A 14833-nucleotide genomic window follows, 5' to 3' on the forward strand; every position below is an offset into this window, starting at 1 on the left:
CCCGCCCCCTCAGACACGGCTGGCCAGCCAGGCCGCGCGCGCGGCCTGCGCAGCGGCCTCGGCCTCGGGCAGCAGACGCAGCTCGCAGGTGTCGGCCGGGGCCGGCTGCGGACGCACGGCCAGCTCGAGCAGCTCGTCGTCGCGGAAGACGTGCAGCGACACCGGCGCATCCAGCGCACCGAGCGCGGCGACTGCGCGCTCGAAGTCATCGGCGCCGACCCGCAGCCCATCGAGCGCAACCAGTCGGTCGCCGGGGGCAAGCCCGGCGCGCTCGCCCGGCGAGCCGGCGAGGACATGGCGCACCACCCCCTCGGGCGCACCCGGCGCCAGGCGCACCCCAAGGGTGGCCGGGGCCTCGACCGGCTCGAAACGCTCGACGCAGCCACCGAGGTCCTTGGCGTCGCGCGCCGGGCGCCACCGCATCTCGATCCCCAGGGTAGCGAGCAGCGGCGCGAGATCGAGTTCGTCGGTGGAATCGAGCGCGGTGGCGAAGAAATCGTCCAGCTCGAGCCCGCTGACCTCCTCGGCCAGGGCCTCGATACCGCGCTCGGCGACACCGACCCCGGTCCGTCCGTGGCGGGTCCAGAGTGCGCGCATCACGGTGTCGAGCGAACAGGCCCCGGCGCTGCGCTGGCGCAACGTCAGATCGAGCGCCAGCGCCACCAGCGCGCCCTTGAGGTAATAGCTGACGATGACATTGGGCGCGCTCTCGTCCTGCTTGTAGAAGCGGGTCCAGGCATCGAAGCTCGACGCGGCCAGGGTCTGCAGGTGCCGTCCCGGGGTGCGCTGCAAGCGGGTGATGGCGTTGGCGAGCAGGCCGAGATAGGTCGCGGTGTCGATACGACCGCTGCGCACCAGCGCCAGCTCGTCGTAGTAGGAGGTGATGCCCTCGAAGGCCCACAGCAAGCGGGTGTGGACCTCCTGCTCCAGACCGCCGTCGATCAGCGCCTGGGGGCGGATGCGCTTGACGTTCCAGAGATGGAAGTACTCGTGACTGCACAGCCCGAGGAAGCGGACATAGCCCTCACGCGGCGGGCGGCCGCGCTCGGCGCGCCGCGGCAGGTCGGCGCGGGCGCACATCAGGCTGGTCGAGAAGCGGTGCTCGAGCCCGCCGTAACCGGCGCCGGTGACGCTGGTGAGGAACAGATACCGGTCGAGCGGCAGCTCGCCGAACAGCGCCGCGTGCTCGCGGCAGATGCGCTCGAGGTCCTCGACCAGCCGCTCGCCGTCGGCGCGATGCCGGCCGCTGAGCACCATGCGATGGGGCACGCCGTCGACATCGAAGGGGATCTCGGTGAACCGCCCCATCTCCACCGGGTAGTCGATCAGATCGGCGTAGTCATCGGCGAGATAGCGCCCGAAGCCGCGCGCATCGACCGACTCGGGCCGGCAGGCACAGGCCAGGCGCCAGTCGGCCCGCGCCTCGCCCGGCGGCGGCAGCAGCTCGAGCGCGCAGGGACGATCATCGGCCCCGTCGACCCGCAGCAGCAGCCCGGGGCCGTTGAAATAGGCATGGGTGGCGTCGAGGTGACAGCCACGCACCGAGCGATCCCAGGCATGGACCCGATAGCGTACCCGCGCCGTGGCGACCGGCCGGTCGGCGACCCAGGTCTGCTTGTCGTGTTTCTCCAGCGCGAGCGGCGCACCCTCGCCATCGCTGGCGACGATCTCGACGAGATTGCGGGCGAAGTCGCGGATCATGTAGCTGCCCGGGATCCAGGCGGGCATGCTCAGGCGCAGCACGGCGGGGGCGGCACGCGACAGCAACAACTCGACCTCGAAGAGATGGGCCTCGGGGTCGACAGGATGAACACGATAGGTCAGATCGACCGGTTGATTGCGGGTTTCAGGCATGGTCCGAAGGATTGCAGCGGATGAAGACGCCGCTACGGTAGCAGATGCCCAGGGTGCACGCAGCGTCCGGGATGCCGGGAGAGGACCGTCGCACCACCGCCCCGGCTGGCGGGTGGGGGTGGAGCCTCGGCAAGCGGGTCATGTCGGGGAGGAGCAGGTCGGGGTCGGACGACCCCGCCTGATGGCGGACCGGGGATGGTCCACCGGGCGTCCCGCCGACACCTCGGCAGGACACCACGGGGGAGCGGCAGCAGCGCCTCTCCCCCTGAGGCGACGCCTTACCAGCGCGGCCCGCGAGACGGACGCTCGCCACGGGGCTTGGCCTGGTTGACCTTCATGTTGCGCCCCTTGAGCGGGGTGTCGTTGAGGGCCTTGATGGCGGTATCGGCCTCGGAGTTGTTAGGCATCTCGACGAAGCCGAAACCCTTCGACTCACCGGTGAACTTGTCGGTGATCAAGTTCACGCTGGAGATCTCACCGTAGGCGGCGAACACGGCCTGAAGTTCTTCCTGAGTCACGCCGTAAGCGAGATTGCCAACATAAATATTCATATTCGGGATATCCATACGAGTGCGCATTGAAGAGAAAGAGAACAGCCGAAAAATCAACGCGCAACTGATTCGACAGTTTTTGTCTCCACCGTTGGAGACTAGGCCCAGGCCCTCGAGGCCGGCAACGGGGCGCCCGGAACGGGGATCCGGAGCGATTGTCACGAGGCCGGTGCCCGGTGTCCGGCCCGCCCGATCAACGGACGGCAACCTGACGGCAGCGGCACGGAACCGCTACCCCCGGACCCAGACGGGTGGACGCGCCACCCGCTCATACGGGCCGATCAGGCCCGTGTCGAGCCGCCCTGACCGAGCCGGGCGCGCTTGGCGCCCTGACCCGACCGCGACTTGGGCGCGGGACGCCCGGAGCGCTCCCGCTGTGCATTGCCGCCGTTGCCCCGGCCGCCATTGCGACCGCCCGAACGACGGTGACGACCACCCCGACCATGGTCGGGGGTCTCATTCGTCGGCGCCTCGGCCGAGGGCTCGAAACCGGCTACCGGTTGGAGCACGATCTCACGCTTGATCAAGCGCTGGATGCCATTGAGCAGCTTGCGCTCGTCATGACTGACCAGCGACAACGCCCGACCACCGGCACCAGCGCGACCGGTGCGCCCGATGCGGTGGACGTAGTCTTCGGCAACGGCGGGCAGTTCGAAGTTCACCACCTGGGGTAGATTGGCGATGTCGATGCCGCGCGCGGCGATGTCGGTGGCCACCAGCGCCCGCACCCGCCCCTGCTTGAACTCGCTCAGTGCACGGGTCCGCGCCGACTGGCTCTTGTTGCCGTGGATCGCCGCCGCGGCAATCCCCTCACGCCCCAGATACTCGGCCAGGCGGTTGGCGCCGGCCTTGGTCCGGGTGAACACCAGCGCCTGGTCCCAACCTTCACGGTGGAAGAGGTGCGCCAACAGCTCGCGCTTGCGCGACTTGTCGACCGGGTGCGCACCCTGCTCCACGGTCTCGGCGGCGGTGTTGCGCCGGGCGACCTCGACCAGCTTGGGCTGGTGGAGGATACCGTCTGCCAGGCGGCGGATCTCGTCGGAATAGGTCGCCGAGAACAGCAGATTCTGACGTTGCTTGGGCAGCAGCGCGAGCACCTTGCGGATATCGTGGATGAAGCCCATGTCGAGCATCCGATCGGCCTCGTCGAGGACCAGGATCTCGACCGCGGACAGGTCCAGGGTGCGGCGCGCGGCATGATCGAGCAGCCGCCCCGGCGTAGCCACCAGGATGTCCACGCCGCGCCGCAGTCGGTCGACCTGCGGCTGCATGCCGACACCACCGAAGATCACCGTCGAGCGCAGCGACACCTCGCGACCATAGGCCTGGAAGCGCTCGCCGATCTGTGCCGCCAGTTCGCGAGTTGGCGACAGCACCAGCGCGCGGGGCAGACGTCGTCCACCATTGCTCTTGCGGGCCGCGAGCAGCTGCAGCACGGGAAGCGCGAAGGCCGCCGTCTTGCCGGTGCCGGTCTGAGCGCCGGCGAGCAGATCATGGCCGGCCAGGACCGCGGGGATGGCCTGCTCTTGGATCGGGGTCGGGCGTGCATAGCCCTGACCTGCCACGGCACGCAGCAGATCGGCCCGCAGGCCGAGCGAATCGAAGGACATGAAGACTCCTGAAACCAGCCTAACCCAAGTCTTGATACTGGGGCCGGTCTAGGCAAAAAAGAGGGAGGACGTTCGAGGGTGACGCCTTGAGGATAAGGTCGTTTCAGCCGCGAGACGACGCATCGACCGGTTGATGCGATAGATGCAGTCTACGCGCTCGGCAACACGAAAGCCAGCGATCCATTGCAATGATCTCATCCATGAGTTGAAAAGACGCCGAATCCGCCTCCGCATCGTCCGCAACCTGTGCGGATGATATCCAGCGGCGTGGAAGGGACGGAGGCGAAGCGATGGATCAAGCGTTCTTGACCTGCAGATAGCTCTTCTTGAAGGTGTCGCGATCTTCCTTGGAGCTGTGATCGAGCCCCTTTTCCGTCATCTTGTCCTTCATCCAGCGCGGCAGCACACCACGGACGTAGACGTTCTCCGGGTTCTCCGGGTCGAAATACTCGATGTACTGGCGCGAGCCGGAGGACTTGCGCACACCAGTGCGGCGGGACTTCTTCGCATCGAGCAACTCGACGATCTCGGTGAGATCATAGCCACGCTGCTGAATCAGCTCGCGAATCTCCTGGGCGACTTCCTTCTTCGCCTCGCGACGACGGATCTCGAGCGCGCGCTTGAGCTCGGACTGCTTGCTCTCGGCCTCCTCCAGCTGACGCCGGATTTCCTCGACGCTAAGGTTAGCGTACTCCACGTGATCTACCTCCAATGGGGTTAGGGTGTTTTTCTTTGATGGACGCAAAAGATCAGGAATCTGCGCGCACTGCGTAATTTATTCGATTTACTATAAAAGTCAAGTAAAGGCCATTTATTGAATGGCCTTTTCAACTATAAATAAGCAGCCGCCGAGGCATACATCCATATGCCAGTCCGGCCCTGGCTGGAGCGATGAAGGCGTCTCTCTCTGCAAATGCGGCGTCTCGCCAATCTCACAAGGGGGCGGCCATCGCACATTGACGAAAGGAGGCTTGGCGGGGCGGAAAAAGATGATGCTGCCGGCAGCATGTCGTACACGAAAGCAGACATCCAGATATCCCGAACAGCGCCGGCTCATTCAATGAGCGGTGCTTGACGACTCCGATCCTCTCGCCTGGCGGCAAGAAACATGGCATCACCATAGCTGAAGAAGCGATAGCGCTCGGCCACGGCATGACGGTAGGCCGCCATCATCCGCTGATACCCGGCAAAGGCGCATACCAGCATCAGCAGGGTCGACTCGGGAAGATGGAAGTTGGTGACCATGGCATCGACCACCCGGAAACGATAACCGGGACGAATGAACAGCCGACTTTCACCGCGATAGGGACGTAGCTCGCCAGCAGCCGCCGCGGTCTCCAGCGCACGCACGCTGGTGGTTCCGACGGCAACCACTCGGCCACCACGCGCCCGCGTCTCGGCAACCCGCGCACACAGCGTCTCGTCGACCTCCAGCCATTCCGAATGCATCCGGTGCTGATCGAGGTCATCGACCCGCACCGGACGAAAGGTACCAGCGCCGACGTGCAAGGTGATCTCGGCGCGTTCGACCCCGATCGCGTCGAGCCGATCGAGCAACGCCTCATCGAAATGCAACCCGGCCGTCGGCGCCGCCACCGCGCCCGCGTTGCGCGCATAGACGGTCTGATAGCGCGACTCATCGGCGGCCTCGTCGGCGCGGGTGATATAGGGCGGCAGCGGCATGTGTCCGAAGCGCTCCATCAATACCGTGAAGTCGTCATCGAGCGCGCGCAGCCGAAAGAGATCATCATCACGCCCGATCACCTCGATGCACGGCACACCATCGATCAACAGCCGGGCGCCGGGCTTGGGCGACTTGCTCGCGCGCAGATGCGCCAGCGCCACCCCGGGTTCGACCACCCGCTCGATCAGCAGCTCCACCCGCCCGCCGGTCTCCTTGACGGCGAACAGACGCGCGCGCATCACCCGAGTGTTGTTGAACACCAGCAGATCGTTCGGTCGCAGCAGCTCGGGCAGATCGAGAAAGCGCCGATCACTCGGTCGCGCGGCTCCCGCCTCGAGCACCAGCAGGCGCGAGGCGGCACGCTCGGCGAGCGGATACTGCGCGATCAACTCGTCGGGAAGATCGAAATGGAAGTCTGAACGACGCATCGCTTGGCACTGAATTAAAGAGATCGAAGGTCGACGGACACCCACCGACCGAGCAACAGGGGCACGAGACACCGCGAACACGGCATCTCGAACGAATACGAAAACATGGGGACCTCCGTCATGCCCGACCGGGCCGACGACATCCTTGCGGTCAGCGCACGACACCAGGTCGCAACCGGGTCGCGCCGCCAGGAACTCGACACGACGAAGACGGACCATTGTCGTCGATCGGTGCACGTTTGTCCTTGGCCGGGATCAATCCGCCAGCGAGCGGAGCAGGCTCCATAGGCGATGAACCGGACTCTGGTCTAACATGCCCGCTCCATTGCAACCCGCATCACAGCACCGAGATGATCAGCTACGGAATCGACCGCCTGCTCGCCGAGCCCGAGCTGCGCCGCCCACTGCGCGGCCGGCGCCTCGCCCTGCTTGGCCATGCCGCCTCGCTGACCGCCAGCGGCCAGCACAGCCTCGACGCCCTGATGGCGCTCCCCGATCTCGACCTGGTGGCCGCCTTCGGCCCCCAGCACGGGATGCGCGGCGACAAGCAGGACAACATGGTCGAGACCCCCGACGAGCGCGACCCGCGCCACGGCATCCCGGTCTACAGCCTTTACGGCGAGGCGCGCTATCCGACCGCGCGGATGCTCGAGAGTTTCGACGTCCTGCTGGTCGATCTGCAGGACGTCGGCACCCGCATCTACACCTACATCACCACCCTGGCCTATCTGATCGAGGCCTGCGCCCGCCACGGCAAGGCGCTGTGGGTGCTCGATCGCCCCAACCCCGCCGGGCGTCCGGTCGAGGGCAGCATCCTCGAACCCGGCTGGGAGAGTTTCGTCGGCGCCGGGGCGCTGATCATGCGTCACGGTCTCACCCTCGGCGAGCTGGCGCGCTGGTTCGCCGCGCGCGGTGGGCACGACCTCGAACTCAAGGTGATCGCGATGCAGGGTTATCGGCCCGACCAGGGGCCGGGGTTCGGCTGGCCGCTGCACCAGCGCCCCTGGATCAACCCCAGCCCCAACGCCGCCAGCCTCAACATGGCGCGCTGCTACCCCGGCACCGTGATGCTCGAGGGCACCACCCTCTCCGAGGGACGCGGCACCACCACCCCGCTGGAGCTGGTCGGCGCGCCGGACCTCGATTTCAACCGCATCCTCGCGCGGATGGAAGCGCTGTGCCCGGCCTGGACCCGCGGCGCGCTGCTACGTCCCTGCTGGTTCGAGCCAACCTTCCACAAGCACCAGGGCACACGCTGCGCCGGGCTGCAGATCCACACCGATCAGGCCGGCTACGATCACGGCGCGTTCAAGCCCTACCGGCTGATCGCGTTGCTGTTCAAGGCGCTGCGCCTGGAGTCCCCGGACTATCCGCTGTGGCGTCACTTCGCTTACGAGTACGAGCACGAGCGCCTGGCCATCGACCTGATCTGCGGCGGCCCGCTGCTGCGCGAATGGGTCGACGACCCCACAGCCACCCCCGCCGCTCTCGAACAGCGGCTGCTCGGCGACGAGCACGCCTGGCGCGAACAGATCGCGCCCCTGCTGCTCTACCCCTGACCCGGGAGGAGTCCCGCGTGCGTACCACTGTCGCCATCCTGCTGACCCTGCTGGGCCTCATCGCCCCGGCGCTCGCCGAGACGCGACCGGCGATCGGCCTGGCACTCTCCGGCGGTGGCGCGCGTGGCGCCGCCCATGTCGGCGTGCTGCGCGAACTCGAACGCCGCCGCATCCCCATCGACTACATCGCCGGCACCTCGATGGGCGCGGTCGTCGGCGGTCTCTATGCCATGGGGATGTCGCCCGACGAGATCGAGCGGACGATCGCTCGCATCGACTGGACGGCGATCTTCCAGGACGAGCCGGCCCGCGCCACGCGACGGATGCAGCGCAAGCTCGAGGACCGGAGTTTCCTGATCAAGAGTCGACCCGGGGTCGACGAGGAGGACGGTCGGGTCAATCTGGTACCGGCGCTGATCCAGGGCCAGAAGCTGGAGCTGGCGCTGCGCGAGTATACCCTGCCAGCGACCGGTGTTCACGACTTCGACCGCCTGCGCATTCCCTTCCGCGCCGTTGCCACCGACGTTGTCAGCGGCGAGGCGGTGGTGCTCGACGACGGCGACCTGGCCACCGCGATCCGCGCCAGCATGGCCGTCCCCGCAGTGTTCGCCCCGGTCGAGATCGGCGAGCGGCTGCTGGTCGACGGCGGGCTGGCGATGAACCTGCCGATCGGGGTGGTGCGCGAGATGGGGGCCGAGATCGTCATCGCCGTCGACATCGGCGGCCCGCGCCGTGATCGCGAGTCGATCACCGACGTGCTGGAGATGCTCGACCAGGTCGCCAGCCTGGTGACCTGGCGCAACACCCAGGCCGAGATCGCCACCCTGGGCCCGCGCGACCTGCTGCTCACCCCGCCGCTCGGGCGCCGGGTGCTGGCCAGCGACTTCGACAAGATGCTCGAGGCGATCGCCATCGGCGAGCAGGCCGCGCGCGACGCCGGCGCGCGATTCGACGCCCTCGCCCTGCCCCCGGCGCGCTATGCCAGCTACCGCCGCGCCCACCGCCCCGCCGACTACCAGGCCCCGGTGATCACCCAGGTCAGCATCGACAACGACTCCGGGCTCGACGACGCCGTGCTCGCCCGGCGCATCCGCATCACCCCCGGCGAACGGCTCGACCCCGGAGCGCTCGCCGCTCAGATCGAGCGGGTCTACGACCAGGACGTGTTCGAGACGGTGCGCTACCGCATCGTGCCCGAGGCCGACGAACGCGCCGCGCTGCACATCAGTGCGCGCGAGAAGCGCTGGGGCACCAGCTCGCTGCAGGGCGGACTGGAGCTGAGTTCGAGCGGCGGCGGCAACTCCCGCTTCAACCTCGGCGCAGCCTATACCAAGGCTCCGCTCACCGACCTCAACGGCGAGTGGCGCACCGAGGTCCGGCTCGGCGATGAGCCGGGCATCCTCTCCAGCCTCTACCTGCCGCTCGATCCCGCCGAGCGCTGGTTCGCCGGGATCGGCCTCGGCTACCTCTCCGAGAATCTGACCCTGTTCGACCCCGGCGCCCAGGACGCGCCGATCGCCGAGTACCAGCTCAACCGCCTCGGTGCCCGCCTCGAGTTCGGGCGCAACCTCGGCGACTGGGGCCGGGTCGCGCTCGGCTACGCCCACTATCGCGGCGACGCCGACCTGCGTGTCGGCGACCCCGGCTTCGGCGGCTACAACTTCGACGTCGGCGCACTCGAATTCCGGCTCGACATCGACACCCTCGACAGCGCCAATTTCCCCGCCAGCGGCTGGGCCGCGAGCGCCTTCGGCGAGCACTCGCGCACCGCGCTCGGTGCCACCAGCGACTACGACCAGGCCGGGGTCGAGCTGGTGCACGCTCTGGGGCGTGGTCGTCACCGCCTGATCACCGCGCTGACCCTGGCCGGCAACTTCGGTGGCGAGACCCCGCCGCACGCCTACTACCGGCTCGGTGGCTTCCTCAACCTCTCCGGCTTCAACCAGCTCGAACTCTCCGGGGCCAACCTCGGGCTGGCACGCGCGATCTATCTCCACGCCTTCGACACCGGGCTGGTGCCGAGCTATGCCGGCGTCTCGCTCGAGGTCGGCAACACCTGGGCACGACGGCGCGACATCGGCGCCGACAGCCTGCGTCTGGGCAGCAGCCTGTTTCTCGGCGCCGACACCCCGATCGGCCCGCTCTATCTCGGCTACGGCTATGCCGACGGCGGCAATGACGCCCTCTATCTGTTCCTCGGTCGTCCCTGGAACCGAGCGCTGATCCACTACTGACCCGGACGGGCACGACAGCGCCCGGCAGCGTGCAACCCGGCCCGACCGGCGCCTGCCGCAACCGCAGGCCGGAGTCGGCGAGCACAGTGACTTTGACCACTGTCGGGACCAGCCGCTCGGCAATATCGGCAACGCTCGGTGCTCCCCGCACGGCGGTGGGACTCGCCAGCGCCGTGTGACAAGATCAACGATCGGCGAGCAAGCGGCGCCCCATCGCCCGATGGCCGCCCAGGGCGCATCCTGCCGGGTCAGACGAGGGGCCACCCGACACCGCCCACCCTTGTGTCGGCACGGGTTTGCACCAATCCTTGCACTGCACCCGGGACATGGGGACACAGCGCCCGGATCATGCTCACCGACACCAAAGGAGATCGTTTCACGATGAAGATCAGACCCGCCAGCCTGACCCTCGCCTCGGCCATTGCACTCGCCTCCGCCGGCCTCTCTCCGGTCGCGCTGGCCGAGCTGCGCGACGTGCCGGTGACCGGCGCCGCGGTCACCACCGAGCTGACCGGCACCGTCGAGGTGGTCAACCTCGACAAGCGCATGCTCACCATCCGCACCCCCGAGGGCGAGTTCGTGGTGCTGCACGTCCCCGACGAGGTGACCCGGCTCGATGAGGTCAAGATCGGCAACACCCTCAACGTCAGCAAGACCGAGGCGGTGCTGATCGACCTGCAGAAGGGCTCGGACGCCGGCACCGTCGGCATGACCAAGGAGCGCGAGGTGGCGCGCGACCCGGGGGCCAAGCCCGCCGGCGCCATCGTCGACACCCTCACCCTGTACGGCAAGATCGAGGCGGTCGACCGCGAGGCCGCGACCGTCACCGTGCGCGGCCCCAACCGCACCCTGGTGTTCACCGTCGAGGACCAGGCGCTGCTCGACAGCGTTGCCCCGGGTGACGGGGTGGTGGCCACCTATATCACCGCCATCGACGGCTTCGTCACCTTCGAATGATCCCGCCGGCCGGGGCGCCGCCCCGGCCCCGAACTCAGCCAGCGCCCTGCTGCATCCGCTCCAGGGCGCTGAGGATCGCCGCCGAGTCGAGTTCGCCGCCGTCGGCGGCGAGCAGCGTATCGAGATGGGCGGCGACCTGTGCGGCCAGCGGCAGTTCGAGCCCCTGCTCGCGCGCGCGCTCCTCGACCAGACGCATGTCCTTGCGGTGCAGCCGCGCCTTGAAGCCGGGCCGGTAGTCGCCGTCGAGCATGCGCTGACCGTGCAGCTCGAGCACCCGACTGGCGGCGAAGCCGCCGAGCAGCGCCTCGCGCACCCGCGCCGCGTCCACCCCGGAGGCACGCGCCAGCAGCAGCGCCTCAGCCACCGCGGCGATGGTGCCGCCGACCACCACCTGATTGCACGCCTTGCACACCTGCCCGGCGCCATGTTCCCCAATATGGACGATGTTGGTGCCCAGCACCTCCAACAGCGGGCGCACCCGCGCAAACACCTCGGGGTCGCCGCCGACCATGATCGACAGCCGCCCCTCGCGCGCGCCGACGTCGCCCCCCGAGACCGGGGCGTCGAGCATCGCCACCTCGCGCTCGGCCAGCCGCGCGGCGATGGCGCGGGTGGCCGAGGCCGAGATGGTGCTCATGTCGATGACCACGGTGCCCGGTCGCGCGCCCTCGATCACCCCGTCGGGCCCGAGCAGCACCTGCTCGACATCCTCGGTGTCGGAGACGATGGTGAACACCACGTCGACCGCGCCCGCCAGCGCCGCCGGGCTCGCGCAGACCTCGGCGCCGGCCTCGCGCAACGGCGCCAGCGCCGTCTCGCGGCGCGCATACACCGCCAGCCGGTGACCGGCACGCAGCAGGTTCAGCGCCATCGGCGCGCCCATCAGGCCGAGGCCGATGAATCCAATCCGCTCTGTCATCTCTCAGGGGTCTCCTCGGGGGGCGCCGGGTCGAGCAGTTCCAGCCAGTGCACCACCGCCACCGAGGCGCCGGCGGCGAGCTGGAGCTGGCAGCCGACGTTGGCGGTGGCGATGAGCGCGGGCCGGCCGCCCTCCAGGGCGCCGAGCTTGTTCTCCAGCAGGCGGCGCGAGAGCGCCGGCTGGGTGATCGAATAGGTCCCGGCCGAGCCGCAGCACAGGTGCGCATCGGGCACCGGGACGAGGGTGAAGCCGAGACGCTCGAGCACCCCCTCGACCACGCCCTCGAGCCGCAGCACGTGCTGTTGGCTGCAGGGCGCGTGATAGGCCAGCCGCCGCCCGGCGCCGGGTCGGCCCAACGGGGTCAGGTCGGTGGCGGCGAGCACCTCGGCCGGGTCGCGGGCGAGCGCGGCGACCCGCGCCGCCCGCTCGGCATAGTCCGGGTCGTCGGCCAACACCTCGCCGTACTCGCGCACCATGCTCGCACAACCGCTGGCGGTCACCAGGATCGCCTCGCAGCCGGACTCGATCTCCGGCCACCAGGCGTCGATCGCCCGGCGCATCCGCGCCCGCCCGCCGGCCTGATCGTCGAGATGATACGCCAGCGCGCCGCAACAACCCGCCGCGGGCGCACCCACCAGCTCGATGCCGAGACGCGCGAACACCCGCGCCGCGGCGGCGTTGGTGCGCGGGGTCGCGCCCCCCTGCACGCAGCCCTCGAGCACCAGCATCCGCCGCCCCAGGCCACGCGAGTCCGGCGACGCGCCCGGCGCGACCCGCGGCGGGATCCGCGCGGCCAGTCGCGCCGGCAACAACGGGCGCGCCAGCCGCCCGAGGGCGAGCAGCGTGCGCACCCGCCCCGCCCCCGAGAGACCGAGCACCAACGCCCGCCGCAGCAGACGCTGGTGCCAGGGACGGCGCACTTGGGCGGCGACCAGTCCCCGCCCGATCTCGGCCAGCCGCGCATAACGCACCCCCGAGGGGCAGGTGCGCTCGCAGGCGCGACAGCCGAGACAGCGATCGAGATGGCGCTGCACCACGGCGGTGGCCGGCGCCCCCTCCATCACCCGCTTGATCTGATAGATGCGCCCGCGCGGCCCGTCGAGCTCGTCGCCGAGCAGCTGATAGGTCGGACAGGTGGCGGTACAGAAGCCGCAGTGGACGCAGGCGCGGAGGATGGCGTCGGCCTCGCGACCGGCGGCGGTGTCGAGCAACTCGGGGAGCAGATCGGTACGCATGCGGACTCCGGGTCAAGGCGGCGACGCCCCGCTAGAACTCGGCATGGAAGCGCCCCGGATTGAGGATGCCGTGGGGATCGAAGGCCTGCTTGAGGTTGCGATGCAGCGCAAGCAGCGACGGCGACAACGGGGTGAAGGGGGAGTGCATCGCCTCGCCGCCGCGAAAACAGGTCGCGTGTCCGCCGAGCCGCGCGGCCTCGGCGCGCACCACCTCCGCGGGGTGGGCCGCGCGCAGCCAGCGCTGCGCCCCACCCCACTCGATCAGCTGGGGGGCGTCGAGCGCCAGCGCCGGGGCGTGCGGCGGCAGCGAGAGCCGCCACAGCGGCGCGCCCGGCGCGGTGAAGAAGGGATGGCGCTGCTCACGGATCAGCGCGCCCCAGAAGTCCTCGGCCCGCCCCGGCTCGACGCGCTCGCCACCGATCTCGGCGGCGGCGGGCGCGAGCGCGCGCTCGGCCCCGGAGAGTCGCAGCCACAGCCGCTCGCCGTCGTGACAGCTCGCGCTCAGCGGCAGCGCTCGGCGCACCAGCGCGCGCAGCCGGGCGAGCGCCTCGTCACCGTCGCAGTCGAGCACCAGGGTGCGCACCGCCTCGGGGCGCGGCAGCACTTTGAGGCTGATGTCGAGGAGGATGCCGAGGGTGCCGAAGGCGCCGGTCATCAGCCGAGCGATGTCGTAACCGGCGACGTTCTTCATCACCGCGCCGCCGAAGCGCAGCACCTCGCCGCGCCCGGTGAGCACCCGCGCGCCGAGCACCAGATCGCGCGCCGCCCCGGCATGGGGGCGCGCCGGGCCCGAGAGGCCACAGGCGATGGTGCCGCCGAGGGTGGCGCCGGGGCCGAAGTGCGGCGGCTCGAAGGGCAGACACTGCCCGGCCTCGGCGAGCGCCGTCTCGATCTCACGCAGCGGGGTGCCGGCGCGGGCGGTGAGGGTGAGTTCGCGCGGCTGGTGGTCGAGGATGCCGCAATGCCCGGCGAGCGCGAGCGGACGGCCCGCGCAGCGCCGACCGAGAAAGTCCTTGGTGCCGCCGCCACGCAGACACAGCGGCGTGGTGGCGGCGATCGCCGCGGTCACGCTGGCGCACAGCTCGGCGGTCAGGTCCTGGCTCATCCGGTGGCCTCGCGCATCCCTGGTCGTCGTCGCAACGACCGACGATGGGATCGGGCGCGTTGACCGCACCCGATCGACGATGCCCCCTTAGATCAGGCCGGATTCACCGATCGCAATGCCACGCGGATGATCTCCTCGGAGGTCTTGGCGCCGTCGTCGGCGGCGCGCGCCATGCGCGTCGCATCGGCCGGACGGAAGCCGAGCGCGACCAGGGCGCTGACCGCGTCGGCGAGCGCCTGGTCGGTACCGGGAGCGCTCTCGCCCGCAGCCCCGGCGAGGGCCGGGGTGAGGGTCGCCTCGAGCCGGTCGCGCATCTCCACCACCAGGCGCTGGGCGGTCTTCTTGCCGATCCCGGGGAGTTTGGTGAGGGCGGCGACGTCCTCGTACTCGACACACTGGGCGAAGCGCGCCGCGTCCATCCCCGAGAGGATCGCCAGCGCCATCCGCGCACCCACCCCGCTGACCTTGAGCAGGTTGCGAAACAGCGCCCGGTCCGACTCACGGACGAAGCCGTAGAGCACCTGGGCGTCCTCGCGCACCGCCAGGTGGGTGATCAGGGTGACCGTCTCGCCCACCGTCGGCAGCTCGTAGAAGGTCGACATCGGCGCCTCGAGTTCATAGCCGACGCCACCGACGTCGAGCATCAGCCGGGGCGGCTGCTTGTGGACCAGCTGTCCACGCAAACGTCCGATCATGG

The 14833-nt window shown here is 69.4% G+C and carries 12 protein-coding genes; 3 read left to right on the forward strand and 9 right to left on the reverse strand.

The window, feature by feature from the left end; all coding sequences use genetic code 11:
* Positions 1-9: 9 nt before the first annotated feature.
* The 5 genes from MARPU_RS13745 to queA form a co-directional block, all read right to left on the reverse strand.
* Positions 10-1854 carry a M61 family metallopeptidase gene (locus MARPU_RS13745; RefSeq protein ID WP_005221202.1) on the reverse strand — a complete coding sequence of 615 codons (1845 nt, stop codon included), beginning with the start codon at positions 1852-1854 and terminating at the stop codon, positions 10-12.
* 278 nt (positions 1855-2132) lie between these two features.
* Entirely contained in the window at positions 2133-2405 is a 273-nt protein-coding gene (locus MARPU_RS13750; RefSeq protein ID WP_005221201.1) for an RNA recognition motif domain-containing protein, read from the reverse strand.
* A gap of 281 nt (positions 2406-2686) precedes the next feature.
* Complete coding sequence (locus MARPU_RS13755) at positions 2687-4015, reverse strand: DEAD/DEAH box helicase (RefSeq protein ID WP_005221197.1); 1329 nt, start codon at positions 4013-4015, stop codon at positions 2687-2689.
* Between the two features lie 295 nt (positions 4016-4310).
* Entirely contained in the window at positions 4311-4712 is a 402-nt protein-coding gene (locus tag MARPU_RS13760; protein ID WP_005221195.1) for an H-NS histone family protein, read from the reverse strand.
* A 356-nt stretch (positions 4713-5068) separates the two neighbouring features.
* A complete protein-coding gene (gene queA, locus MARPU_RS13765; protein WP_005221194.1) occupies positions 5069-6127 on the reverse strand; it encodes a tRNA preQ1(34) S-adenosylmethionine ribosyltransferase-isomerase QueA in 1059 nt (352 codons plus the stop codon).
* Between the two features lie 350 nt (positions 6128-6477).
* Between queA and MARPU_RS13770 the strand changes: the two genes are divergently transcribed.
* From MARPU_RS13770 to MARPU_RS13780, 3 genes are all read left to right on the forward strand, one after another.
* Positions 6478-7686, forward strand: coding sequence for an exo-beta-N-acetylmuramidase NamZ family protein (locus MARPU_RS13770; RefSeq protein WP_005221193.1), 1209 nt, complete (start codon positions 6478-6480; stop codon positions 7684-7686).
* Between the two features lie 17 nt (positions 7687-7703).
* Positions 7704-9920 carry a patatin-like phospholipase family protein gene (locus MARPU_RS13775; RefSeq protein ID WP_005221187.1) on the forward strand — a complete coding sequence of 739 codons (2217 nt, stop codon included), beginning with the start codon at positions 7704-7706 and terminating at the stop codon, positions 9918-9920.
* A 381-nt stretch (positions 9921-10301) separates the two neighbouring features.
* Positions 10302-10877: a copper-binding protein gene (locus MARPU_RS13780; protein WP_005221183.1), complete on the forward strand. Its 576-nt coding sequence runs from the start codon at positions 10302-10304 to the stop codon at positions 10875-10877.
* 34 nt (positions 10878-10911) lie between these two features.
* Here the strand turns inward: MARPU_RS13780 and MARPU_RS13785 are convergent, their stop codons facing one another.
* The 4 genes from MARPU_RS13785 to ruvA form a co-directional block, all read right to left on the reverse strand.
* Positions 10912-11796, reverse strand: a complete 885-nt coding sequence (locus MARPU_RS13785) for an NAD(P)-dependent oxidoreductase (RefSeq protein WP_005221180.1) — start codon at positions 11794-11796, stop codon at positions 10912-10914.
* Positions 11793-13031 carry a glycolate oxidase subunit GlcF gene (glcF, locus tag MARPU_RS13790; RefSeq protein ID WP_005221178.1) on the reverse strand — a complete coding sequence of 413 codons (1239 nt, stop codon included), beginning with the start codon at positions 13029-13031 and terminating at the stop codon, positions 11793-11795. The genes MARPU_RS13785 and glcF overlap by 4 nt, the downstream gene beginning before the upstream one ends.
* A gap of 31 nt (positions 13032-13062) precedes the next feature.
* The gene (gene glcE / locus MARPU_RS13795; RefSeq protein ID WP_005221176.1) at positions 13063-14136 is read right to left on the reverse strand and encodes a glycolate oxidase subunit GlcE; all 1074 of its coding nucleotides are present in this window, start codon (positions 14134-14136) and stop codon (positions 13063-13065) included.
* Between the two features lie 92 nt (positions 14137-14228).
* The gene (ruvA, locus tag MARPU_RS13800; RefSeq protein ID WP_005221173.1) at positions 14229-14831 is read right to left on the reverse strand and encodes a Holliday junction branch migration protein RuvA; all 603 of its coding nucleotides are present in this window, start codon (positions 14829-14831) and stop codon (positions 14229-14231) included.
* Between the last annotated feature and the right edge of the window lie 2 nt (positions 14832-14833).

Origin of the sequence: Marichromatium purpuratum 984 (assembly GCF_000224005.2) — a bacterium.
GTDB classification, from domain to species: domain Bacteria; phylum Pseudomonadota; class Gammaproteobacteria; order Chromatiales; family Chromatiaceae; genus Marichromatium; species Marichromatium purpuratum.